The sequence below is a fragment of the Chryseobacterium sp. 2TAF14 genome (genome assembly GCF_052115105.1).
GTDB lineage: Bacteria > Bacteroidota > Bacteroidia > Flavobacteriales > Weeksellaceae > Chryseobacterium.
In genome coordinates this window covers 13,117-36,931 of sequence record NZ_JBFRGA010000004.1, presented here as the reverse complement: position 1 = coordinate 36,931, position 23,815 = coordinate 13,117, and the positions used below count along the sequence as shown (strand labels likewise).

General features: G+C 35.8%; 19 protein-coding genes. 7 read left to right on the top strand and 12 right to left on the bottom strand.

Going from position 1 to position 23,815, the window contains the following annotated elements:
* The 6 genes from AB4Y90_RS01090 to AB4Y90_RS01065 form a co-directional block, all read left to right on the top strand.
* Window positions 1-485: phosphotransferase (locus tag AB4Y90_RS01090; protein WP_441555347.1), on the top strand; the 485-nt coding region annotated here is incomplete at its 5' end.
* Window positions 486-536: 51 nt separating this feature from the next.
* On the top strand, window positions 537-941 hold the full coding sequence (locus AB4Y90_RS01085; protein ID WP_441555348.1) for a GxxExxY protein: 405 nt from the start codon (window positions 537-539) through the stop codon (window positions 939-941).
* A 108-nt stretch (window positions 942-1,049) separates the two neighbouring features.
* Window positions 1,050-1,418 carry a RapZ C-terminal domain-containing protein gene (locus AB4Y90_RS01080; RefSeq protein ID WP_441555345.1) on the top strand — a complete coding sequence of 123 codons (369 nt, stop codon included), beginning with the start codon at window positions 1,050-1,052 and terminating at the stop codon, window positions 1,416-1,418.
* Complete coding sequence (locus tag AB4Y90_RS01075) at window positions 1,351-2,064, top strand: nucleotidyltransferase family protein (RefSeq protein WP_441555344.1); 714 nt, start codon at window positions 1,351-1,353, stop codon at window positions 2,062-2,064. Before AB4Y90_RS01080 ends, AB4Y90_RS01075 begins: the two co-directional genes overlap by 68 nt.
* A gap of 5 nt (window positions 2,065-2,069) precedes the next feature.
* Window positions 2,070-2,822, top strand: a complete 753-nt coding sequence (locus AB4Y90_RS01070) for a TIGR00730 family Rossman fold protein (RefSeq protein ID WP_441555343.1) — start codon at window positions 2,070-2,072, stop codon at window positions 2,820-2,822.
* A gap of 57 nt (window positions 2,823-2,879) precedes the next feature.
* Complete coding sequence (locus AB4Y90_RS01065) at window positions 2,880-3,350, top strand: DUF6702 family protein (RefSeq protein WP_441555341.1); 471 nt, start codon at window positions 2,880-2,882, stop codon at window positions 3,348-3,350.
* Window positions 3,351-3,702: 352 nt separating this feature from the next.
* Here AB4Y90_RS01065 and AB4Y90_RS01060 read toward each other — a convergent pair whose 3' ends face one another.
* From AB4Y90_RS01060 to AB4Y90_RS01005, 12 genes are all read right to left on the bottom strand, one after another.
* The gene (locus AB4Y90_RS01060; RefSeq protein WP_441555339.1) at window positions 3,703-5,973 is read right to left on the bottom strand and encodes a T9SS type B sorting domain-containing protein; all 2,271 of its coding nucleotides are present in this window, start codon (window positions 5,971-5,973) and stop codon (window positions 3,703-3,705) included.
* 183 nt (window positions 5,974-6,156) lie between these two features.
* Complete coding sequence (locus tag AB4Y90_RS01055; RefSeq protein ID WP_441555337.1) at window positions 6,157-8,412, bottom strand: T9SS type B sorting domain-containing protein; 2,256 nt, start codon at window positions 8,410-8,412, stop codon at window positions 6,157-6,159.
* A gap of 156 nt (window positions 8,413-8,568) precedes the next feature.
* Complete coding sequence (gene rnhA / locus AB4Y90_RS01050) at window positions 8,569-9,045, bottom strand: ribonuclease HI (protein ID WP_441555336.1); 477 nt, start codon at window positions 9,043-9,045, stop codon at window positions 8,569-8,571.
* Between the two features lie 82 nt (window positions 9,046-9,127).
* A complete protein-coding gene (dnaB, locus tag AB4Y90_RS01045) occupies window positions 9,128-10,705 on the bottom strand; it encodes a replicative DNA helicase (RefSeq protein ID WP_441555334.1) in 1,578 nt (525 codons plus the stop codon).
* A gap of 156 nt (window positions 10,706-10,861) precedes the next feature.
* Window positions 10,862-12,973 (bottom strand): gliding motility-associated C-terminal domain-containing protein, encoded by a 2,112-nt coding sequence (locus AB4Y90_RS01040; protein ID WP_441555333.1) that lies wholly within the window; start codon window positions 12,971-12,973, stop codon window positions 10,862-10,864.
* A 111-nt stretch (window positions 12,974-13,084) separates the two neighbouring features.
* On the bottom strand, window positions 13,085-15,142 hold the full coding sequence (locus AB4Y90_RS01035; RefSeq protein WP_441555331.1) for a T9SS type B sorting domain-containing protein: 2,058 nt from the start codon (window positions 15,140-15,142) through the stop codon (window positions 13,085-13,087).
* Window positions 15,143-15,233: 91 nt separating this feature from the next.
* The gene (locus AB4Y90_RS01030; protein ID WP_441555330.1) at window positions 15,234-16,469 is read right to left on the bottom strand and encodes an MFS transporter; all 1,236 of its coding nucleotides are present in this window, start codon (window positions 16,467-16,469) and stop codon (window positions 15,234-15,236) included.
* Between the two features lie 94 nt (window positions 16,470-16,563).
* Window positions 16,564-16,926, bottom strand: a complete 363-nt coding sequence (locus tag AB4Y90_RS01025) for a hypothetical protein (protein ID WP_441555329.1) — start codon at window positions 16,924-16,926, stop codon at window positions 16,564-16,566.
* A gap of 135 nt (window positions 16,927-17,061) precedes the next feature.
* On the bottom strand, window positions 17,062-17,439 hold the full coding sequence (locus AB4Y90_RS01020; protein WP_441555328.1) for a hypothetical protein: 378 nt from the start codon (window positions 17,437-17,439) through the stop codon (window positions 17,062-17,064).
* Between the two features lie 22 nt (window positions 17,440-17,461).
* Entirely contained in the window at window positions 17,462-18,961 is a 1,500-nt protein-coding gene (locus AB4Y90_RS01015; RefSeq protein WP_441555327.1) for a GH3 auxin-responsive promoter family protein, read from the bottom strand.
* A 124-nt stretch (window positions 18,962-19,085) separates the two neighbouring features.
* On the bottom strand, window positions 19,086-19,340 hold the full coding sequence (locus AB4Y90_RS01010) for a hypothetical protein (protein ID WP_441555326.1): 255 nt from the start codon (window positions 19,338-19,340) through the stop codon (window positions 19,086-19,088).
* A gap of 373 nt (window positions 19,341-19,713) precedes the next feature.
* Window positions 19,714-20,106, bottom strand: a complete 393-nt coding sequence (locus AB4Y90_RS01005) for a hypothetical protein (RefSeq protein WP_441555324.1) — start codon at window positions 20,104-20,106, stop codon at window positions 19,714-19,716.
* 224 nt (window positions 20,107-20,330) lie between these two features.
* Here AB4Y90_RS01005 and mfd point away from each other — a divergent pair, with 224 nt between their 5' ends.
* Window positions 20,331-23,693, top strand: coding sequence for a transcription-repair coupling factor (gene mfd / locus AB4Y90_RS01000; protein ID WP_441555323.1), 3,363 nt, complete (start codon window positions 20,331-20,333; stop codon window positions 23,691-23,693).
* Window positions 23,694-23,815: the final 122 nt, after the last annotated feature.

Below are 23,815 nucleotides of genomic sequence, written 5' to 3'. Positions count from 1 at the left end.
GTCTCATCGAAAATCTTGAGCCGAAAGGCATTATGATCCGCGATTTTCAAGCAAGAAATATAATGGTGAATAATGAGAATAAAGTTTCTTTTATTGATTATCAGTCTGCAATGAAGGGACCTTTAATGTATGATGTCATTTCTTTTTTGTTCCAGGCTAAAGCCAACTTTCCAGAAGATTTTAAGAAAGAAATGCTTGATTTTTATATTCAACAATTTAAGGATCAAGAAACGCAATCCCAATTAAAAAATTCGGTAAAACCAATTCAGATGATGAGGTTTCTGCAGGTTTTGGGAGCTTATGGTTTTCGTGGATTAATTCAGAGAAAACAACATTTCATTTCAAGCATCGATAAAGGCATTCAAAATATCACAGAATTTGCACAAACTTGGGAAAATATGAAAGATTATCCTGAGCTTAAAAAAATTATTGAACAACTGAGCTCTGAAAAATCTAAACTTAAAATAACTGAAATTTTACATTAAAATTAAACCATTAAGATTTTTTATTTAAGGAGTTAAGAATTATTAAGGATGATTACAAAAAAAGAGGTCACTCAATTATCATACGAAATTACAGGACTTGCAATAAAAGTTCATAAAACACTTGGACCAGGTTTGCTGGAAAGTATTTACGAAGAATGTCTAAAAATTGAGCTGATAAAAAATGGTTATGATGTAAAACAACAACTTTATACTACTGTTGATTATGAAGGCATAACTATTGAAACAAAATTGGTAGTTGATTTATTAGTAAATGATTTAATCGTTTTAGAGCTTAAAGCTGTGGAAGAAATATTACCTATTCATGAAGCTCAACTTTTAACTTACATGAAAGTTTTGAAAAAACCACAAGGATTGCTCATCAATTTTTTCACCAATAATATTACAAAGTCTTTAAAACCATTTATAAATGAATATTTCAAAGTACTCCCGGACTAAAAATTTTGATTTATCAAAATACCTTAATAAAAACTTAACTTCTTAAATGAATCTTAATGGTTCAAAAAAGTAAATAAATATCAACAATTAATTACAAATAAAACAAACATGCTACACATAGACATCCACAGTTTTTCATACAAAAAAGGCGGAATTCCGAAAGATGATTCTGGTAACGGAGGCGGTTTTACATTCGATTGCCGCGGAATTTTAAATCCGGGAAGAGTTGAGGAATATAAAATCCAGACCGGAAAAGACATCGGTGTGCAGGAATATTTAGAAACAAAAACCGATATGCCGAAATTTTTAGAATTAATTAAAAGTCTGGTTTCAATTAATATCGACAATTATCTGAGAAGAGGTTTTGAAAACCTTCAGATCAACTTTGGACCACTTATCAATTATAAAAATGAAGGCATTAATTTTTGCAGCAGGAAAAGGAACCCGTTTAAAACCTTTTACAGATCATCATCCTAAAGCTTTGGCTAAAGTGAATGACGTTCCGCTTTTGGAAAGAAATATAAAGTATCTCAAAAGTTTCGGGATTACAGACTTTGTAATCAATATCCATCATTTTGGGAATCAAATTGTTGCGTTTTTAAAGAAAAATGATAATTTTGGATGTAAGATTGAAATCTCTGATGAGTCTGAAGAATTGCTGGAAACTGGTGGTGGTTTGATTTTTGCTAAACAATTCCTCAATCATGGCGAAGATTTCCTGATTATGAATGCCGATATCCTTACCAAGATCAATATTGATGATTTTGTAAGCTATCACAAAGAAATTAAAGATTTTGTTACCTTAGCGGTTTCAGACAGAGAGAGTTCCAGGAAATTGCTGTTTAATGATGATCTGGTTTTAAGAGGCTGGCTGAATGTGCAGACAGGAGAGCAGCGTCTTGCGGAATTCAACAAGGGATTCAAACCTTTGGCTTTCAGCGGGGTGCATTGTATTAATCCTGTGATTTTTGACAAAATAAAAAGAAAAGGAAAATTTTCTGTGATGGAAGAATATCTGGATCTGATGCATACCGAAAAAATACACGGTTTTGTACACGACAGCATTTTGGTTGACGTGGGAAGACCGGAATCTGTGATTGAGGCAGAGAAATATTTTAAATAATTTGAATGGGAACTGAAGGAAAGAGAGACGAAAGTTTAGAAAATACAGAATTAGATATCAACGAAACGAAGCTGCATAACAGTTTACGAGAAAAAACCTGGGACGAAACCATTACCAAAGACAGCTGGATGGTTTTTAAAGTGATGGCAGAATTTGTAGACGGCTACGAAAAAATGGCAAGAATAGGACCTTGTGTTTCTATTTTCGGTTCTGCAAGGCTGAAGCCTGAAAGCAAATATTACAAAATGGCGGTAGAAATTGCCGAAAAAATCACAAAAATTGGTTTCGGTGTAATTACAGGAGGCGGACCAGGAATTATGGAAGCCGGAAACAAAGGTGCTTTCAATGCCGAAGGAAAATCAATCGGACTGAATATAGACCTGCCTTTTGAGCAGCATTTTAATCCGTATATCAACAAATTGTATTCGCTGAATTTTGATTATTTCTTTGTAAGAAAAGTGATGTTTGTAAAATATTCTCAAGGATTTATTGTTATGCCGGGAGGATTTGGTACATTAGACGAACTTACTGAAGCGATTACATTAATTCAGACCAACAAAATAGGGCAGTTCCCGATTGTTTTGGTAGGATCTGAGTTTTGGGGCGGTCTTCTCGAGTGGTTTAAAGATACGTTGCTCAAGGAAGGAATGATTTCTGAAAGCGATCTTGATCTTTACCGTGTGGTAGACAGCGCAGACGAAGCAGTAGCTCACATAAAGGCTTTTTATGACAAGTACTCTGTGAATGTTAACTTTTAATTGGCACTAAATTTGACCAAACTTATTTAGCAATATGCTGTAAATCTATAAATTGAGATGAAAAAATTTTTATATATATCGGGTATTTTTACATTGATTATACTGATGAGTTTTTCTGTAGCAGACTTTTTCTCTTCTATGACAAAAGCAGATTATGTTGATGGAAGCAAGACACTTAAGTTTACGATGAAAATAAATACAAGCCATATTTCTGATGCGATTAAAATTAACAGAAATACTGCAGGGTTTGAAGCCGAAGTAAAAAAATATGTAAACAATAACTTTGATGTATTCGTAAATGGATCTCCCAAATCTTTAACTTTCACAGGAAGTCAGGTAAGCGGAGAAACGGTTTGGGTGTATTTTGAAGCCGGAGGTATTTCAGATATTAATACTTTAAAAATAAAAAATACGTTACTTTTAAGTGCATTTCCTAAGCAAATAAATCTGGTAAGTATTGCCTATAAAGGAAATCAGAAGATGATGAATTTTCAGCGCGGAAAAGAGGTAAATGAAGTTTCTTTCTAAAAAGATACTTTTAAATGAATAATGAAACCATTGCTTTTTTGCAGTGGTTTTTTTGTTTTTTATAATTTAAATCTATATTAGTTTTCTAAACGCAAAATTTTATTTAAGATGATTTTGATTTTAAAAAGCAAAGAGTAGCGACAAGTTGCTAATTAAGCCAGCTTCATAAAATCAATTTATTAATTCATTCTTTGCACCCTAAATTTTAGATATAATATTAAAATCTTTGCGTTAAAAAATTCAAGTTTTTAAAAGAAGTATTTTTTTGTGCCTAAACTTTTGTAAATAAAAAAAAGAACCCATCTCACGAATGAGACGGATCCTTGAAAAATTAAGTATAGTTTGAAAAAAATTATTCCCTGTTTTTTACAACAATCCAGCCAGATAATTTTACCGGAGTTCTGGTTTTGTTGTTTTCAGTCCATGTTACCGAGTACCAATAGCTTCCTGTAGGGACTTTTCTTCCGCCAACGCTTCCGTCCCATTTGTAATTATTGGTTTTGTCACCTTGGTGAATTTTTGCTCCGTATCGGTTATAAATATTAAATGTTAAATCAATTTTACTACCCAATGCCGAATAATCGATCACATCATTACGCCCGTCTCCGTTTGGAGTGATTACGTTGATGATATTAGGAACCGTAATTTCAGTTTCCATAGGTTCACAATCATAAGAATCTTTTACGAAAACTTTGTGCACACCTCTTGGAAGTCCTTTAAATATATTAGAATCCTGCCAACTTACATTATCCAAAGAATATTGGTAAGCAGGAGTTCCGCCATTGGCGTACACCGTAATCGTTGTTGCAGATACATCAATAGACGTGATTACAGGCTGCTCTGAGGCAAATACTTTTACATTTTGAATTGCAGTACAGTCTCCTGTTTTCAGTTTCACCCAATATGTTCCTACTCCAACGTTTGAGATGGTTTGGGTAGTCGCTCCGGTGCTCCATAAATACGCATCGAAACCGGTTCCTGCATCTAATGTTGTTTTATCTTCTACACAGATGATCTTATCTTTTAAAGCCGTTGAATATACCGGCGGAATAACCGTCAAAGTCACCTTCGCAATTGCATAGCATCCGTTGGTATTGGTTACTTTGATATAAACAACACCGTTTGGAGCAATGTAAGGATTGGTCGTTACAATTTCGTTACTTCCGTTGATGGCATCCTGTAATGATGGGTAATATTTTTTTGTTGTTCCGGTTTGTGTAGTTACCGTAGCATTGGTAAGGTTAAATGATCCCATCGAAACATTGTCTTCCAGGAAACATGATCTGAGTGTTGTATCATTAACCACAACAACCGGGAAGTGATTAAGCGTAATCACTGCATTGTCTGTACAACCTTGTGGAGTAATAACTTTTACATGCACTGTTCCTCCGTTTGCCGAAGGATAATTTGACCAGTTCAGGATTTCATTGGTTCCTGCATTCAGATTTGCCAATGTAGGATAATATCTTTTGGTAACACCGGGAAGCGTAGTTACTGCAGCGGTACTAAGATCGAAGTAGGCTACTCCCGCATTGTTATTGTTACAGGCTGTTATCGTAGCATCATCTGCTGCAAACGGACTTGGATTTAAAATAATTCTTGCATCACCATTATCACATAATGTAGAGGAAGGATCTTTTATAACCACCGAAATCGTTGTATTCCCCGAATATTGGAAATTTGTAGGAAATGCAATTGGTGTAGGATTTCCTAAAACATAATAAGTAATAATATAGTTTCCTGGATTGTTTACAAATTGATTTGCATAAGAAGTTAAATCTACAAAACCGTTTCCGGTTGCCGGGTTTGTACATACAAACGGAGTAATGCTGTTTTGTAAAATTGGAACTTTATCAATAAATATTTTAGCATTTTTTATAGAATGTCTTGCGCTTGCTGCTCCGGTTCCTGCAGAAAAACCGAAATATCCTTGGGTCATACCGATTGCACCGCCTGATGGAGCATAAGATGCATCTGTGATAAGCACACCGTCTATTCTTATTTGAATCTTCCAGTTATTAATATTTGCAGGATCAACTTCACCGTTTACTTCTACATGTTTGTAATTTGATCCTACAAAAGGTTGTGTAGGATTAAGATCAGCAGAGTGGAAAGTACTGTTTGCCGTCATGTTGTATTCTACATTCGGGTTTCCTGCAGGTACGTTGTTTGTGCCGTATACAAGGTGTACTTTGCTCATTTGTCCTTCTGTAGTGTTGTTAAATATATCAAATGCAACCATTAATCCGTTTGCGTTTGCGGGAATTCCGAGTCCTCCTCCGGTTGTGAATGCTGTTGGAGGATTGGAAAGATACCAGAAGGTAAGACCGTCACCTCTTCCGTAAGAAGTTGTTCCGTTTCCGTCGATTCTGAAGTCAAATTCAACTTTCCATTTATCACAGTATTTCAAATTGATAGGATTTGAAAGTTTAATGGCTCCGAACTGGCTGGTTTGATCTGCGGTAAGCTGCACAAAATCTCCTGTTGCAGACGCGGAAGGAACGATGTCCCATCCTGTTGTGTTGATTACAGGCGTGCCGGTAAGCTGATAAGTTTGGGCATTAATTTGAGTATTAAATATTGTTAGAATCAATAAAAAAGTGGTGAGTAAAAGTTTTTTCATACTTTTTTTAGTATTTATTATTTGGTAAAAGTTATTTGTTTTTTTATTTAAAATAAGACCAATAATGGCAGAAATAGCTTTAAAATAATAAGCTGCTGTAGCCTGATTGTTCGTTATTGTTTTATTGATGAATTTTGTAATATAAAAGCACCACATTGGTTTAAAGTGGTGCTTTTATTGAGTTTATTCCCTGTTTTTTACCAATACCCATCCGTTGTATTTCGTAGGAGTATTGTTTTTGTCGTTTTCTGTCCAGGTTATCGAGTACCAATAAGTTCCGGTTGACAATTTTTTACCTCCTGAAGTTCCGTCCCAAGTGTAATTTCTCAGCTTGTCTGCCTGATATTTCATGTTTCCATATCTGTCATAAACCGTGAAGACAAGATTTTTCTTATATCCAAGAGCGGTATAATCTATGAAATCATTTACATTGTCACCGTTTGGTGTGATGGCATTGATAAGGTTTGGAACTGTTACCTGAATCTGGGTTGGCTCACAATTATAAAAATCTTTCACAAAGATTTTATTTTCACCTCTTGGAAGTCCTGTGAAAATATTAGAATCCTGCCAGTTAATTCCGTTTAAAGAAAATTGATACGGAGCTACACCGCCTGAAACATTTACGGTAATTGTATTGTTGCTTATATCTATGCTTGAAATGACAGGGTTTGTCGCTAATTTCACACGTACAGCCTGCAAAGTGTAGCAGTTTCCTGTTTTTAATCTTACCCAGTAATCTCCTACAGAAACGCCTGTAATCGATGAAGTTGTTGCGCCTGTGCTCCATTCGTAGCCGTCAAAACCTGGTCCTGCATCTAAAGTGGTTCTGTCATCAATACAGATTGTTTTGTCTTTCAAAACTGATGATCTTACAGGAGGAATTACCTTCAGTGTTATTTTTTTAATTATATAACAGCTGTTTGTACCCGTAATTTTTGTATAAATGTCTGTAGATGAAGAAATATAGGCAATAGCATTTACGATTTCGTTGGTTCCGGCTAATGCATTTGCCAAAGAAGTATAAAACTTTTTGGTAATACCTGCTTCAGAAGAGACATTCGCTGTGGTCAGATTAAATAATGCCGTTGTTGGGGCTGCTTCTATAAAGCAAGATTCCAGCGTAGCATCTGTAGAAACCGGTAAAGGATAAAATATGAGGGTAATCTCTGCATTTCCGGTACAGCCTTGTGGCGTTGTTACTTTTACATACACTTTTCCGGGAGCTGAAACATAAGCTGTAGGATTTGTAATTTCGTTTGTACCTGCATTTAGATCTGCTAAAGTTTTATAATATTTTTTAATAACACCCGGAACTGCGGTAACATTCGCTGACGAAAGATCAAATGTTGCTGTAGATGCGCCATTGTTGTTACAGGCAGAAAGTGTTCTGTCGTTTGCTGTAAATGGCGAAAGGGTAAGAATAATTTTTCCGTCCGGATTATCACATAGAATCCCATTATTATCTTTAATAATAACATTTACTGTTGTATTTGCATTAAATTGATAATTGGTAGGAGCTGCAATTGGAGTACCGCCAACTGTATAGGTAAAGGTATAATTAGCCGGGTTTGCAACAAACTGAGAATTAAACGAGGTTAAATTCACCGTTCCGAAACCTGTCGAAGGATTTGGACAAAACGATTGTGTCGCAGTAGGCTGCAGTAAGCTTACCTTGTCGGTATATATTTTTACATTTTTAATAGAATGTCTTGATCTGTTACCTCCTGTAGAAGCTGAAAACCCGAAATAACCCTGAGTCATTGCGGCGGCTGCTCCGGCTGCAGTAAATGGCAGATTGCAGATTTGGGTTCCGTCAATCATTATTTTTATATTCCAGGTGTTAGGAATACCTGTATTTACTTCTGCGCTTACTTCTACGTGTTTATAGGTGGTTCCCTGAAAAGGAAGAGTGGTATTCATATCCGGAGAATGAAAAGAGCTTCCCGCAGTATTGAAAAATTCTACATTGTTGTTGTCGGTAGTGTTTGCGACCTGTCCGTAAGCAACGTGTACTTTACTCATTACAGCAGTTGTTGTGTTGTTGTAAGTGTCGAATCCTACGATAAGACCTACAGCATTTTGTGAAACTCCAAGACCGGATCCCAATACACTTGCTACCGGCGGATTGGCAAGATACCAAAATGCAATACCGTCACCATTGGCGGTTTGGTTAGAATCCATTCTGAAATCGAACTCTACCCTCCATTTATCACAATATTTTAGATTAATAGGATCATTCAGCCTGATCGACCCGGATTGATTGTTGGTATCCGGAGTTAGCTGGATAAAATCGCCTCCTGTTCCCAATGAGGTTGGTCCCACCATAGTCCACCCTGTGGTATTGATAGGAACTCCTGTGAGCTGATAAGTTTGGGAGAAAAATTTTCCGGAAATACAAAGTACAAAGAGGGTAAAATAAAACAGTAATTTTTTATTCATTTATTAAGATACTTTTATTAGACGTGTAAATATATTAAATCTTAATCAATAAATGTTTATGTACTGTTAATTTTGTAGAAAAAATTGATTATTTTGTAATAAAAAATATTAATGATAACGAAAAGTTGAATATGATAAGCGATATCTTAGTTTAATTCAAAATAGTGAATTGTTTTCCAGACCTTCAAAATAGTTGTCTATTTCAAGGTTTTGTGAGTTTGCGGCCGCTACAGCTAGTTTATCGCACAGTTCATTTTCAAAATGTCCTGCATGACCTTTTACCCAATGCATTTTTGGATTGTGCAGATTAAAAAGCACCACAAATCTTTTCCAGAGGTCCGGGTTTTTCACATTTTTCCAGCCTCTTTTAATCCAGCCGGAGATCCAGTTTTGGTTGATGGCATCAGAAACATATTTGCTGTCGGTAAAAACATGAATGTCATTTTCTGTAGATTTAAGCTTTTCCAAAGCGGTGATTACAGCCAGAAGTTCCATTCTGTTGTTGGTGGTTTTTCTGAAACCTTTAGAAAATGTTTTCTGATAATTTTTTTCAGGAACACGCATCAAAATACCGTAACCTCCTTTTCCCGGGTTTCCGCTGCAGGCTCCGTCAGTGTAAATCTCGATTCTCATTTAAGATAAGTTGCCACGAATACACGAATTTCTTTTTTAAAACATTCGTGCATTCGCGGCATTAATTTATTTGAATTAATTATTAAAAAGGAAAATCTTCTTCATCATCAAGATCATTCATAGAAGATCCGGAAAGTTTGGAGCTGTCGGGCAAATCAAATGCTGCTCCCGGTTGTATTGTCGTTTTAATTTTTTCAAAACCACTGGGCTCACCAAACGAAGATGAATAGTCCATCCCATTGGTTGCCTCTTCAATATTTCCAAATTTTGCAAAATKTTTCAGGAAAGATAATCTTACATCGGCTGTAGCACCGTTTCTGTGTTTTGCAATAATTAATTCTGCCTGGTTTTCGGTAGATGTTTCTGCGCCTTCTTCATCATTGTCCCAAACGGTAATCTTATAATATTCGGGTCTGAAAATAAATGAAACAATATCGGCATCCTGCTCAATTGCTCCGGATTCCCTAAGATCAGAAAGCTGAGGTCGTTTTCCCGGTCGGGTTTCCACACTTCTTGAAAGCTGGGAAAGTGCAATTACGGGAACGTTTAATTCTTTTGCGATCGCTTTTAATGATCGTGAAATCATCGAGATTTCCTGTTCACGGTTTCCGCTGCCTTTCCCGCCACCTCCTGCAGTCATCAGCTGAAGATAATCGACCATGATCAGCTTTACGCCATGCTGCATTACCAGTCTTCGGCATTTTGCTCTGAAGTCGAAAATTGAAAGGGAAGGAGTTTCGTCAATATATAAAGGTGCGTTTTCCAATTCTGATACGTTGGAAAAAAGCCTTTGCCATTCTTCGTCATCCAGGGTTCCTTTTCTTAATTTTTCTGATGAAATTTTTGTTTCGGAAGCAATCATCCTAGTGATAAGCTGTACCGATGCCATCTCTAATGAAAATAATGCCATCGGAATTTTGTACTCAACAGCAATATTTCTCGCCATTGAAAGAATAAATGCCGTTTTTCCCATCGCAGGACGTGCTGCGATAATGATAAGGTCAGAATTTTGCCAGCCTCCGGTTTCTTTATCTACATCTCTAAAGCCTGAAGGCACACCTGAAATTCCTTCTTTGTCTTTTAATGCTTTAATGATGTCAATAGCTTCTTTTACCAATGTATTGGCGGTATCAAATCCTTTTTTAATGGTTCCGTTTGTGATTTCAAAAAAAGATTGTTCGGCTTTGTCTAAAAGTTCAAAAACATCGGTAGATTCTTTGTAAGAAGTATCAATTACGTTTGCTGAAACATTGATTAAACTTCTTAAAATATATTTTTCAAGAATTACACGTACATGATATTCGATATGGGCAGATGAACTTACACCCATTGTAAGCTCAATAATGTAATGATCACCTCCTGCAGCAGCGAGTTTGTCTGTTTTTTTCATTTCCTGAATGACCGTCATAATGTCAACAGGATGGTTTCCTTCGTACAGTTTTAGTATAACAGAAAATATAACCTGATGTCTGGGATCATAAAAAACTTCAGGAGTAAGCAGGTCGATAGAATAGTCAAGCCCTTTTTTATCAATTAAAAAAGTACCAATTACCAATCTTTCAAAATCTATTGCATTGGGAGGCATTTTTCCGTCTGCAATCGACAGTTCTCTTGCAAAGTTTCCTTGTGTAAGAGAAGAGAGTGTTTCTTTCTGCGCCATTGTGCAAAGATAGTTTTTTTAAAAAATAATCGGAAAAGAGTAATTAATAATTATTGTTGATAACTTTTGAAATTGGTCTGTCGATAAGAGTTTGGTGCTGTTAATAAAAAAATCACCCCATTTCTGAGGTGATTTTTTATGGTTGAGAAAATTGTGTTATTCTCTGTTTTTTACCAATACCCATCCGTCATATTTGGTTGGTGTACTGTTTGCGTCATTTTCGTTCCAGGTAATGGTGTACCAGTAAGTTCCTGTGATGATTTTTTTACCTCCGGAAGTACCATTCCATTTGAAGTTTCTTATTTTGTCGGCTTCATAAATCTTATTTCCGTATCTGTTGTAAACTGTGAATACAAGATTCTTTTTGTAAGCCAATGCAGAATAATCTATCTCATCATTAACGTTATCTCCGTTTGGTGTGATTGCGTTTACAAGGTTAGGTACAGTAATTTGTATTTGAATAGGATTACAATCTAATGAATCTTTTACAAAAATTTTATTTTCTCCTCTTGGTAAACCTGTAAATACATTAGAATCCTGCCAGTTGATTCCGTCCAGAGAATATTGGTAAGGAGCAGATCCTCCGGATGCATTTACTGTAATTGTATTATTCGTAATATCAATACTTGCAATCACTGGTTGTTGTGAAGGGTAAACGTGTACTTGCTGAAGTGTGAAACATTTACCTGTTTTTAGTTTTACCCAATAAGCTCCTACACCAACATGTGTGATTGTTTGTGTTGTAGCGCCTGTGCTCCATTCGTAGCCATCAAATCCGCCACCTGCATCCAGAGTAGTTGTATCTTCTAAACAAATCGTTTTGTCTTTAAGAACTGATGACTTTACCGGAGGCAAAACTTTCAACGTGATTTTTGTAATAGCATAACATCCGTCATTGTTTGTTACTCTTACATATACATCAGTGTTTGTTGTGATGTAATTCGTAGCTGGGATAATTTCGTTGGTTCCGGCTAAAGCATTTGCCTGAGAAGTGARAAATCTTTTTGTAATACCTGTTTGAGATGTTACATTAGCCTGTGTAAGATCAAAAGAAGCAGTAGTAATTGCGCCCTCAATAAAGCAAGATTCCATCGATGCCGGTGTTACCACTACAACAGGGAAGAAGCTTAAAGTAATTGTAGAATAAGCTGTACAACCTTCTGTTGATGTTACTTTTACATATATTGTTTTAGGAGCAGATACATAGGCTGTAAAGTTTGTAATTTCATTGGTTCCTGCATTTAAATCTGCTAACGTAGGATAATATTTTTTTAATGCAGTAGGATCATCAAAAACAGCTGCCGTGCTTAGATTAAACGTTCCTGTTCCTGCACCATTGTTATTACATGCCTTAATTGTAGCATTCGTAGGAACAATATTTCCTTTTCGGAATTTGAATTTACCTAATTGGAAGCATCCGTTAATTGCATTATTAGGATTAGTAGGATCTGTATACTTAAGACGATAGTAATACGTGGTGGTTTCATTCACCATTGTAACAGTTAAAGGATTGTTTCCGGTATTAGCATCATTATTATTATCGTGATAAGTAATGGTAAAATTAGGATTTCCATTAATAATTCCTGCTGATAATGTAGTGAAGTCAAACTGAGTAGGTAAGTTACATCTTAAAATTTCATTCGGAAGAGCAGGGTTTGTAGTATTTGGTACTCCAGGAGTAATGAATGGATTTGGAGTTAATGCAGGATCTGTAAAAGCTGAAGTTAAAGTTGCTGTACCGCTCCAGTGAAGAGAAAATCCAGTAGTATTCCAACTATGATTAGTAATGATTAAATAATATGTTTCACCAGCAACTACATCCATGTATGGACTCCATTTGTCGTCGTTTCCATAATTCGTTGCAGGATTAGCAGGAGGAGGTAGTGTAAGGGAAAGACCAGTATCACCATTGGTTCCTGAATAGTTACATCTTAAAGGTCTTACGAAAACATTGTTGGTATGCAAAGATGTACAACCATTAGTTGTTGGCCCGTATACCGCAAAATCATAATCGGTAGCAGCAAGATTGGGTGCAATTGTAAAAGCAAGCGTTCCTGAAGTAGCAATTGTAAATGTATACCACACCGAAAAACGTTCGTCTGATGCCAAACATCCGTTCGCACTCAGATCTTCAGGTATATTTCCAAGACCATCAGGAGTGTAAGGAATATCAGAGTTACCACATACCGGTAACGCAGATACACAATCTGATTGTGAGTAATATAGTTGTGAAATAATTAAAATAAAAAAAAGTAGTAGTTTTCTCATTTCTAAATGATTTTAATTACAAATTTAACAAAAATTAAATTAATTATGAGATATATTATTTAAAATTGAAAAATCCGCTTATAAGGCGGATTTTTTGGTTTTATTTTTATTTTATTCCCTGTTTTTCAATAATATCCATCCAGAGAATTTAATTGGGGTACTTTGTTTGTTATTTTCGTTCCATGTTATCGAGTACCAGTAATTTCCTGTAGGTGCTTTCTTGCCTGCATTTGTGCCATCCCACTTATATCCGTTACTTTTGTCTGCCTGATAAATTTTTGCTCCGTATCTGTCAAAAATACTGAAGACTAGGTTTTGCTTTCCGGCTAGTGCAGAGTAATCAATCACATCATTCATACCATCTCCGTTTGGAGTAATAACGTTTGTAATGTTTGGTACAACAACAGTTACCTCAATAGGAACACAATTGTAGCTGTCTTTAACGTAAACAGTGTAATCCCCTCGTGTTAAATTGCTGAAAACATTAGAGTCTTGCCAGTTTATATCATCAATTGAGTATTGATAAGGTGGCATCCCGCCAATAACGTGTACCGTAATTGTATTGTTTGAAATTTCAACGTCTGAAATAACAGGCTGCTCTGAAGCGTAAACTTTTACATTTTGTTTTACAGTACAGTCGCCGGTTCTTAGTTTTACCCAATATGTGCCTACGCCTACATTGGTAATGGTTTGTGTAGTTGCGCCGGTGCTCCATTCGTAACCGTCAAATCCTGGTCCTGCATCTAAAGTTGTTTTGTCTTCTGCACAGATAATTTTATCAACCAATACTGTTGAATAAACAGGTGGGATAACAACCAAATTTACTTTTGCTACATTGAAACAACCATTAGCATTAGAAACTCTCACATATGCATATCCTGTAGGAGCGATATGTGTAATAGGAGTTAATATTTCGTTGGTTTGATTTACAGCATCAGTCATTGAAGGATAGTACTTCTTGGTCATGTTTGCTTGTCCGTTAACAGTCGCAACAGTAAGATTAAATAATCCTGTTGATGGATTTTCTTCAATGGAGCAAGCTCTCAAAGTAGCTTCTGTAACGATAATCTCAGGGAAAAAGTTGAGCCTGATTTCTGCTACATCTGTACATCCGAATTGTGAAGTAACCAACACAAAAACAGATCCTGTTGCCGATACATATTGATAAGGGTTTGTAATTTCGCTGGTTCCGTTATTAAGATCAGAAAGTGAAGGGTAATATTTCTTTGTGACAGTAGGATCATTGATTACGTTTGCCGTGGTCAGATCATATACTGCGGTTCCTGCATTGTTATTGTTACAGCCGGTGAGTGTTACATCAGTTGCGACTATTGATCCGTCCCTGAATTTAAATTCTCCGGTCTGTTTACATTTGTTGATGGGGTTAGCAGGATTTGTAGGGTCAGTATAGGAAATGCTGTAATAATAGGTATCTGTAGTGTTTACCGGAATTGAACCCAATATCGGAGCGTTTCCTGATAAAAGATCGTTGGTATTTAGGTAATACGATACTTGAAAATTAGTATTTCCGTTGATTATCCCGTTGCTCAATGTGCTGAAATCAAACGTCGGAGAACAAGCGACTACTTCATTAGGCTCGTTCGGGTTTGCATTTGGCAATCCTGGAGCTATAAAAGGATTTGTAATTAAAGAAGGATCATTAAATGGTGACGCCAATGTTGCAGTTCCACCCCAGTTTAAAGAAAATCCGTTCGGACTATTTGAGTAATTATCAACCACCAGATAATAAGTTTCTCCGGGAAGCACGTTCATAAAACCACTCCATTGCGCATTTACGGCGGGATGTGTTACTGTAAGTGATAAACCTGTGGGACCATCTAATCCGGAAAAATTACATCTTATAGGAGGACCTAAACTACCACAAGGTTTATTAGGACCATAAACTCCAAAATCGTAATCGTCGGCAAATACATTCGGATCAATAGTGAATGTAAGTGTACCTGCGGTAGCAATTGTGAAAGTATACCAAACTGAAAAATTTTCGTCATCAGTTAGGCAGCCTCCTAAATCTTCCAGGATATTTCCGGGTCCTGATGGGGTGTATGATATCCCCGAGTTTCCGCATACTGTGATCGCCGTCGGGCAATCGGATTGTGCGAAAATCATCTGAGAGATAATCATTAAAAAAATAAGTAGAGTTTTTTTCATTTTTCGAAAAATTTGTTCATACAAATATAAATAAATTATTAATCTTATATTAAATTTTTGTCGGATATCATAGGATAACGATTAAATGTAATTAATATTGCATTTTTCTCAATTTATGATTGGTACTTCCTACAATTAATGCAATTAATACCGTCATGCTTCCTCCAAAAATTACTGATCGCACTACTCCTAAAAGTTTAGCCATCAACCCGCTCTCAAACTGTCCCATTTCATTGCTGGACATGATGAATATAGAGTTGGCGCTCAAAACTCTTCCCCTGATGTGATCCGGAGTTTTCAGCTGTACAATCGTTCCGCGGATGACAACAGAAATACCATCCAACATACCGCTTAAAACTAGGAAAATAAAAGAAAGCCAGTAATAATGCGACAATCCGAAACCGATAATGCACAACCCGAATCCTGCTACAACCGCCAATAAAATTTTACCCTGATTTCTTCTTAAAGGAACCAAAGACAGTGTCGTAATAATGATCATCGAGCCAATATCTGAAGCAGCATTAAGTAACCCGAAACCTTCTGCTCCCGATTTTAAAATATCTGTTGCAAAAACAGGAATCATCGCTACCGCACCTCCAAAAAGTACGGCAAACATATCGAGGCAAAGAGCCCCCAGAATTTCTTTGGTTTTAAAAATATAAGCAACCCCTTCGCGCATACTTTCCATGACTTTGATTTCTTCTTTTTTGTGCTCAGAAAACTGTTGCTTTAGCTGCCAGAAAAAAATCGAAGCAACCAATAAAAGTGAAATAATAACGATTAAAGTCCATTTCACTCCAAAAAAACCGATAAGAAATCCTCCTGCAGCATGACCGCAAACCGAAGAAATCAAAAATGTTGCCTGGTTTAAAGTAATTGCATTCGGGAGATTTACTTTTTTTACGATCTTAGGAATCATCGACGGAACAATCGGCCCGATAAAAGCTCTTGCAATTCCCGTAAAAAATATAACACCGTAAATATAATAAGTGATTTCGTGACCCGTAAAATGCAGTTCCACATCAAGAAATGCCGGTATCAACAGTAAGCTGATCAGAAAAACGTACACATAATTGCAAATCAGCAGTAGTCTTTTCTTTTCGTTCATATCAATAACGTGACCGGCGTACAAAGCGCAGCTTACCGCGGGAATTACCTCAGATAATCCGATAAGTCCGATAGAAAAAGGATCTTTGGTTAATTGATAAACCCACCATCCGAGTAAAGTAGCGAGCATTCTGAAAGCTAAAACAATAAAAAATCTCCCGGTAAGAAGATTCCTGAATTCAACATTTTGTAATGTTTTGAGCGGCAATAAAGAAATCATTCCGCAAAAATAGCCCTAAATATTCATTTAAGGCTATTGATATTTTAGGTTTTCAAAAGATAAAAAAAATACCTTCTGAAAGATAATGTCTATTTTAGTCTGCTCTCAGCGAGCTGATAACAATCGCAGCAGCACCTGCAGCGCCTATTACAACAGCACCTCCTACAACTCTTGCTTTTGATCGGTCTTTTACGGCAGCAATATTAGATTTAGGAATGATTACTTCTGTACTGTCTTTTTTTCCTGCTGTACCAATAATGTTGTCTCCATCGATGTTACGGAATAAGATTTTCTGTTTTTTAGTGCCGTCTTTGTGTGTAACGATGTAGATTTTTCCGGCTTCAAGGTTTGAGTAGTTATTCTGTGCAATATCTTCGCTGTACTTTGTCGTTGCACAAGATGAGATTACAAATAAAGACGTTAATAATGATGATTTTAAAAGTACAGATGCTTTCATTACAATTTTTTAGTTTTTCAAATTTATAATTTTTTTTGAATATACGTTTTCATTAAAAAAGAAAATCTCATATTTTTTGTAATATTAAGATCATAAATGACGAAATTTTGTATTTGAAAGATCATTTTATGCTACCTAATTTAAACCGCTTCCAATTGCTGTTGCAACATCTTCTATATCGTCGGTCGCATTTTTTATACCTACAACAATTACAGCCGCGGCAGCAATTCCTCCGGCTGTGGCAACCACAGCAACTGCAGTTCTGTCTTTTCTTATTTCTGTAATATTGTTTTTGGCAATAGAAATTCTTTCTTTTTTTCTGGTTCCGATGATGCTGTCTTTAGCAATGGAAGTAATCGTCATAGGAGTTTTGCTTCCGTCTGTCTGGTGAAAAGTATATTTATTTCCTGCTTTTATATTTTTATAATTGTCAGAATTCTTTGTAGCGCTGTATTTTAATGAAGAGCAGGATGCAATTGACATCATTACTAAAAGAGCTAAGATTTTTTTCATAGAAAGTGATTTTATGGTGGTTTTATTTTTTATAAATTTTCAGTAAATCTGCAATTTTTCTGTCGTTTGCCAATCTTGGGATTTTATTTTGTCCGCCCAGTTTCCCTTCAGATTTTGCATATTCCTGAAATGCATTTTTCTGAAGCTTAGAAATATGAAGTTTCTGCAAAATATTTCCGGAAATCAAATCATCATAATAACTATTACGTTTTCTGAGCTGATCATCCAGCTCATTTTTAAATACATCTAAATTTTCAGGCTCTTTTTCAAACTCGATAAACCATTCGTGATAAGGTAATCCTTCTTCCGGATTTACTTCCGGAGCTAAATGAAACTCTGTAATCTGCGCAGGAAATTTTTCTACTGTGGCTTTTATCGCTTCTTCCACTTCAAAAGCAATGACGTGTTCACCAAAAGCAGAGGTGAAATGTTTCGTTCTCCCGCTTACAAGAATTCTGTGCGGATTTTTATCAATAAAGCGTACAACATCACCAATCGAATATGCCCACAAACCTGAATTGGTTGTTAAAATTAAAGCATAATCTTTATTGAGTTCAATATCTTTTAAAGTTAATCTTTGCGCATCCGGTTTTCCGTACTGTTCCAGAGGGATAAATTCATAAAAAATCCCGTGATTAGTTAAAAGAAGCAAGCCTTCTTTGGTATAATCATCCTGAAACGCAAAAAAACCTTCCGAAGCTGGAAATGTCTGTACAATATCTACTTTTCCGCCTAAAAGTTCTTCCATTTTATCGCGGTAAGGCTCGTAATTTACGCCGCCTGTAACGATGAGCTGAAGATTTGGAAAAATCTGTTTAATTTTTTTACCGTTTTTCTCGATAAGTTTTTCAAAATACATGATCAGCCACGGCGGAATCCCCGAAATCAAGGTCATGTTTTCTCTTTCGGTTTCCTCAACGATTTTATCTACTTTGGCTTCCCAGTCTTCCATCATGTTGGTTTCCCAGCTTGGTAAGCGGTTTTTCTGAAGATAATTTGGGATGTGATGCGCCACGATTCCTGAAAGCCTGCCGGTTTTTACGCCGAAAACTTCTTCCAGTTCAGGACTTCCCTGCAAAAAAATCATTTTTCCGCCTACGAAATCAGCATTGTTTCTCTTGGCAATATAATGGAAAAGCGCACTCTGAGCTCCTTTCACCTGAAAAGGCATTCCTTCTTTAGAAATCGGGATGTATTTTGAGCCGGAAGTTGTGCCGGAAGTTTTTGCAAAATATTCAGGAGTTTCAATCCATAAAATATCACGCTGTCCGCGTTTTACTTTTTCGATGTAAGGTTTCAGGTTTTCATAATCGGCAACCGGGACTTTTTCCTGAAAATCTTTTACAGACTTGATGTTTTCAAAATCATATGTTCTTCCGAAAAGCGTTTTTTTAGCGGTTTCTACAAGCGACAGTAGTAATTTTTCCTGATTTTTTTCAGCATTTTTCTTGAATTCTTCTGCTTTTTGAACATGTCTTTTTGCCCAAATCAACGCTGCGTTTTTCTTTAGAAAGTTTAACATGGCTCAAATTTATAAATAAGTACAGAATTTCAGGAGATATATTTTTCAATTCAAATAAAAAACCGATGATCTAGGCATCGGCTTATTGAAATTTGATTATGAAATGACAACTTTTCGTTGTTTTTTACTTGTTTTCTTTAAATCTTTTGTCGGGTGTTCCGTCTTTTTTCAGCTTTTTATTTTCTTTGTAACGCTTATCGGGAGTTCCGTCTTTTTTAAGTTTCTGTGCGGGTTTTGCCATTTTGGCTTCCGTGGCTTTTACAGATTTTACTGTTTTTGTGGTAGTTGTTTTTGCGGCTGTTTTTGCAGGAGCTGCCTGTTGTGCAGAAGCAAATCCCAATCCCAATACAATGGTCATTGCTGTAATAATTTTTTTCATTTGCTTGATTTTTAGTACAGTAAATGTAAGAAAAAACTGATTGAAAAATTATTTTTATTTAATCTTAACTAAACTTTTATTTAGAGCCTGTTTAAATTTATAATTTATTTTTACCATTAAGGAATTAAGCCCTTTAGCTTAAAAAACTTAATAAGAATCAATTTATTGATTCCTTAATCAGAATAAACTTAACTCACTAAAATTCTTAATGTTAAATTTAAGAATAAACAGAGTTTATTTTAATTTAGAAAATTAAGAAAAAACTATAAAAAATTTATTGAATAAAATTTAAACAGGCTCTTAATTAAATTAAAAATAAAAAACCCGCCTCCAATTTTGGAAACGGGCAACATATGAATGAATAGTTATTATATTACCTTGTACAGTCTGCAGTCCATGTTTTACCGTCTTGTGTATAAAGTATATTTAGGTCATTATTGTCAATTCTTACGTAAACAAGCGCAGTAGAATTTACCGATACTAAAGTATTATCACCTTGTTTTTCAAATTCCAATCCGTTAAGATCTGGGATTCCGTTTGAAAATCTGAAGTTATATTTGGTTCCGCTTGCTATTTTTGTTACGAAAACTTCTCCGTTGTCAGTTGAGATATTATTAGATCCACCGTCAGTATAACCGATGCTCCCTTTATAAGTTCCAGCAAAGAAATCGTTGTCAGCCGGATCGTCGTCATCTCTACACGACGAAAGTGAGAAAGCGGTAAAAAGAAGCACAAAGACTCCTAGAATTTTGAATACATTTTTCATAATATTTTATTTTTTGGTTTATGTAGTTTCAATTTTCAAAGATTGTGCCGCGAGCAAAATGATTAAAAACTTTAACTTTTTTTAAAACTTGTACGGAAAATATTATGAGTAGTATTTATTTTAATTCAAATCAATTGTCTTTCAATTTGTGTATCTTTGTTAGACAATAATAACGGTTTCGGAAAGCCCCGAAATCGATTTTGTCGTTTACACCTACATTATCTATGCAGTTAAAAAATATCAGCGAAAAATTCCTTCCCAATCTGCTTATAAAAGAATTTGGAAAAGAAATTCTCTCAAAAATCCATACTCAGTCACACCTTTCTGTAAGAGGAAGTGCAGGTTCTTCAGCATCGGTTTTTACCGCCGAGCTCTATCTTACTCACAAAAAAACAGTGCTTTTTCTTATTGATGATAAAGAAGAAGCATTATATGCAAACAGCGAAATGGAAGATTTGCTGGGAAAAGAAAACGTACTTTATTTTCCCGCAACTCATATGGAACCTTATCAGGTAGAGAAAACCCAGAATGCCAATCTCGTGTTGCGTACAGAGGTTTTAAATAAAATGAATTCAGAAAAATCACCGAAAGTTATTGTCGCTTACATCGGAGCATTGTCTGAAAAAGTTTTGAAGAAAGAAGATTTTAAAGCTATTTCTCACAATATAAAAACCGGAGATCAGCTCGATTTTGATTTTGTGGATGAATTATTGAATCATTACCAGTTTCACCAGACCGATTTTGTTTCAGAGCCGGGCGAATTTTCGGTTCGTGGTGGAATCGTTGATGTTTTTTCTTACTCAAACGAAAAGCCTTACCGTATAACTTTCTTTGGAAACGAGGTGGAAAATATTAAAACCTTTGATATCGAAACCCAGCTTTCTGTCGATAAAGTTGACGGATTCCAATTGGTTTCTAACATGAATTTTTCGGTTTCGGGTTCAAGAGTTTCTTTTCTTGAAATTTTGCCTGATGAAAGTTTTATTATTTCCAAAAACGGAATTGTCGGTTTGCAGAAACTGAGGGCATTTTATGAAAAATCTTTAGAAAAATACGACGGTTTAAGCAAAGATATTGCACACAGAACCCCACAGGAATTATTTATTTCGAATGAAGAATTTATTTTCGATTATAAAAAATTCAAAACCATCGATTTCAGTAGCGTAGGAATTGAAAGTATTAAATCTGTTGAGGTAAAATTAAATCAGACGGCACAACCTTCATTTCATAAAAATTTTCAGTTGCTGATCGAAGATTTACAGGAAAAAAAAGAAGAAGGTTTTGATATCTGGGTGTCTTTTTCTACCGAAAAACAAAAAGAAAGACTTGAATCTATTTTTGATGAACTCGGTCATCAGCTGGCTTTTAAAAGTTTTAAATCTGAGCTGCATGAAGGTTTCGTAGATCCCGATCATAAAATTATGGTTTATACAGATCACCAGATTTTTGACCGTTACCAAAGATATAAAGCCAAAAATACGTTTGCGAAATCTGAACAGTTAACGCTGAAAGATTTAATGTCTCTGAAAGTAGGCGATTACATTGCCCATATTGATCACGGGATCGGAAAATTTATGGGATTGGTAAAAGTAAACAACGACGGAAAAATTCAGGAATGTTTTAAACTGACTTATAAAAATGGCGATTTATTATATGTAAGCATTCATTCGCTTCATAAAATTTCAAAATACAACGGCCCCGACGGAAAAGAAATTGTTTTGAGCAAACTGGGTTCTCCTGCCTGGAAATCTTTAAAGCAGAAAACCAAAGCCAAAGTAAAGCAGATTGCTTTTGACCTTATTAAATTATACGCCGAAAGAAAAACGGCCAAAGGTTTTTCTTTTACACCAGATTCTTACTTGCAAAATGAGCTTGAAGCAAGTTTCGTGTATGAAGATACGCCCGATCAGGAAAAAGCTACAATTGATGTAAAAACCGATATGGAAGCCGAAACGGTGATGGACAGACTTGTTTGCGGAGATGTTGGTTTTGGTAAAACTGAAGTGGCAATTCGTGCTGCTTTTAAAGCTGCGACAGACGGAAAGCAGGTTGCGGTTTTGGTTCCGACTACGATTCTGGCGTTTCAGCATTATAGAAGTTTCAGAGACCGATTGAAAGATTTTCCGGTAAATATTTCTTACTTAAACCGTTTCAGAACGGCAAAACAGAAAAATGAAACCATTGATGGTCTAAAAACCGGGAAAGTAGATATCGTGATCGGAACGCATCAGCTGGCTTCAGATAAAATTAAATTTAAAGATTTAGGTTTATTGATTATTGATGAAGAACATAAATTTGGAGTTGCCGTAAAAGATAAGCTCAAAACTTTAAAAACAAATATTGATACCTTAACTTTAACGGCAACACCCATTCCGAGAACATTACAGTTTTCTTTGATGGCTGCAAGAGACTTGTCGGTTATAAAAACGCCGCCGCCAAACAGACAGCCTGTAGAAACCCAGCTTGTAGGTTTTGATGAGGAGATCATCCGTGATGCGGTTTCTTATGAATTGCAGCGTGACGGACAGGTTTATTTTATCAACAACAGAATTGAAAATCTGAAAGATATTGCCGGTTTGATCCAAAGACTGGTTCCTGATGCAAGAGTGATTACCGGACACGGACAAATGGACGGAAAGCAGCTTGAGCAAAATGTTCTGGATTTTATGGAAGGAAAATATGATGTTCTGGTTTCCACCACAATCGTAGAAAGTGGAGTAGATGTACCGAATGCGAATACGATTTTCATTAATGATGCGCAACGTTTCGGAATGGCTGATCTTCACCAGATGAGAGGAAGAGTTGGGCGAAGCAACAGGAAAGCATTCTGTTACTTGATTACGCCGCCTTTTGATCTGATGACAACCGATGCCAGAAAAAGGCTGGAAGCAATTGAGCAGTTTTCAGACTTGGGAAGTGGCTTCCAGATTGCGATGAAAGATTTGGAAATTCGTGGGGCAGGAGATTTGTTAGGCGGTGAACAAAGCGGATTTATCAATGAAATGGGCTTTGAAACCTACCAAAAACTAATGCAGGAAGCTTTGGAAGAACTAAAAGATGATGAAAATTTTGAAAATCTTTTTGAGAACGAAGAAGACCGTCAGAAATTATTCAAGTCTGTAAAAGAAGTGAATATCGATACTGATCTGGAACTAATGCTTCCGGATTCTTATGTTTCGAGTACCGAAGAAAGATTATTGCTTTATCAAAAATTAGCTGAAATTGATAATGAAAAAGACCTTCAGAAATTTGAATCTGAGCTGAAAGACCGTTTTGGAAATCTGCCAAGTGAAGCTGTTAATTTACTGAAAAGTGTTGCTCTGAAGTGGCTCGCTGCCGAAATTGGTTTCGAAAAAATTGTGATGAAAAACGGAATTTTCTTAGGATATTTTCCGGGAAATCCGCAGGATAAATTTTACCAGACCGATAAATTCAGGCATATTATTTCTTATTTAACGCAAAATCCTGCGCAGGCTCAGTTAAAAGAAAAAGTCGGCAAAGATGGAAACAACCTGATGATGCGAAAAGATAAGGTGAAAAACGTGGATGAGGTAAATGTTTTGCTGAAATCTATTTTGGGAATTTAATTTATCGTTTCTTAATTTATAAAAGATCTAAATTTTTTTTAGGTCTTTTTTTTATTTCTTTAAAATAAATCCTTTAGTGTTGAAAATAATTTATATTTGCGGATCTAATAACTATATAATTT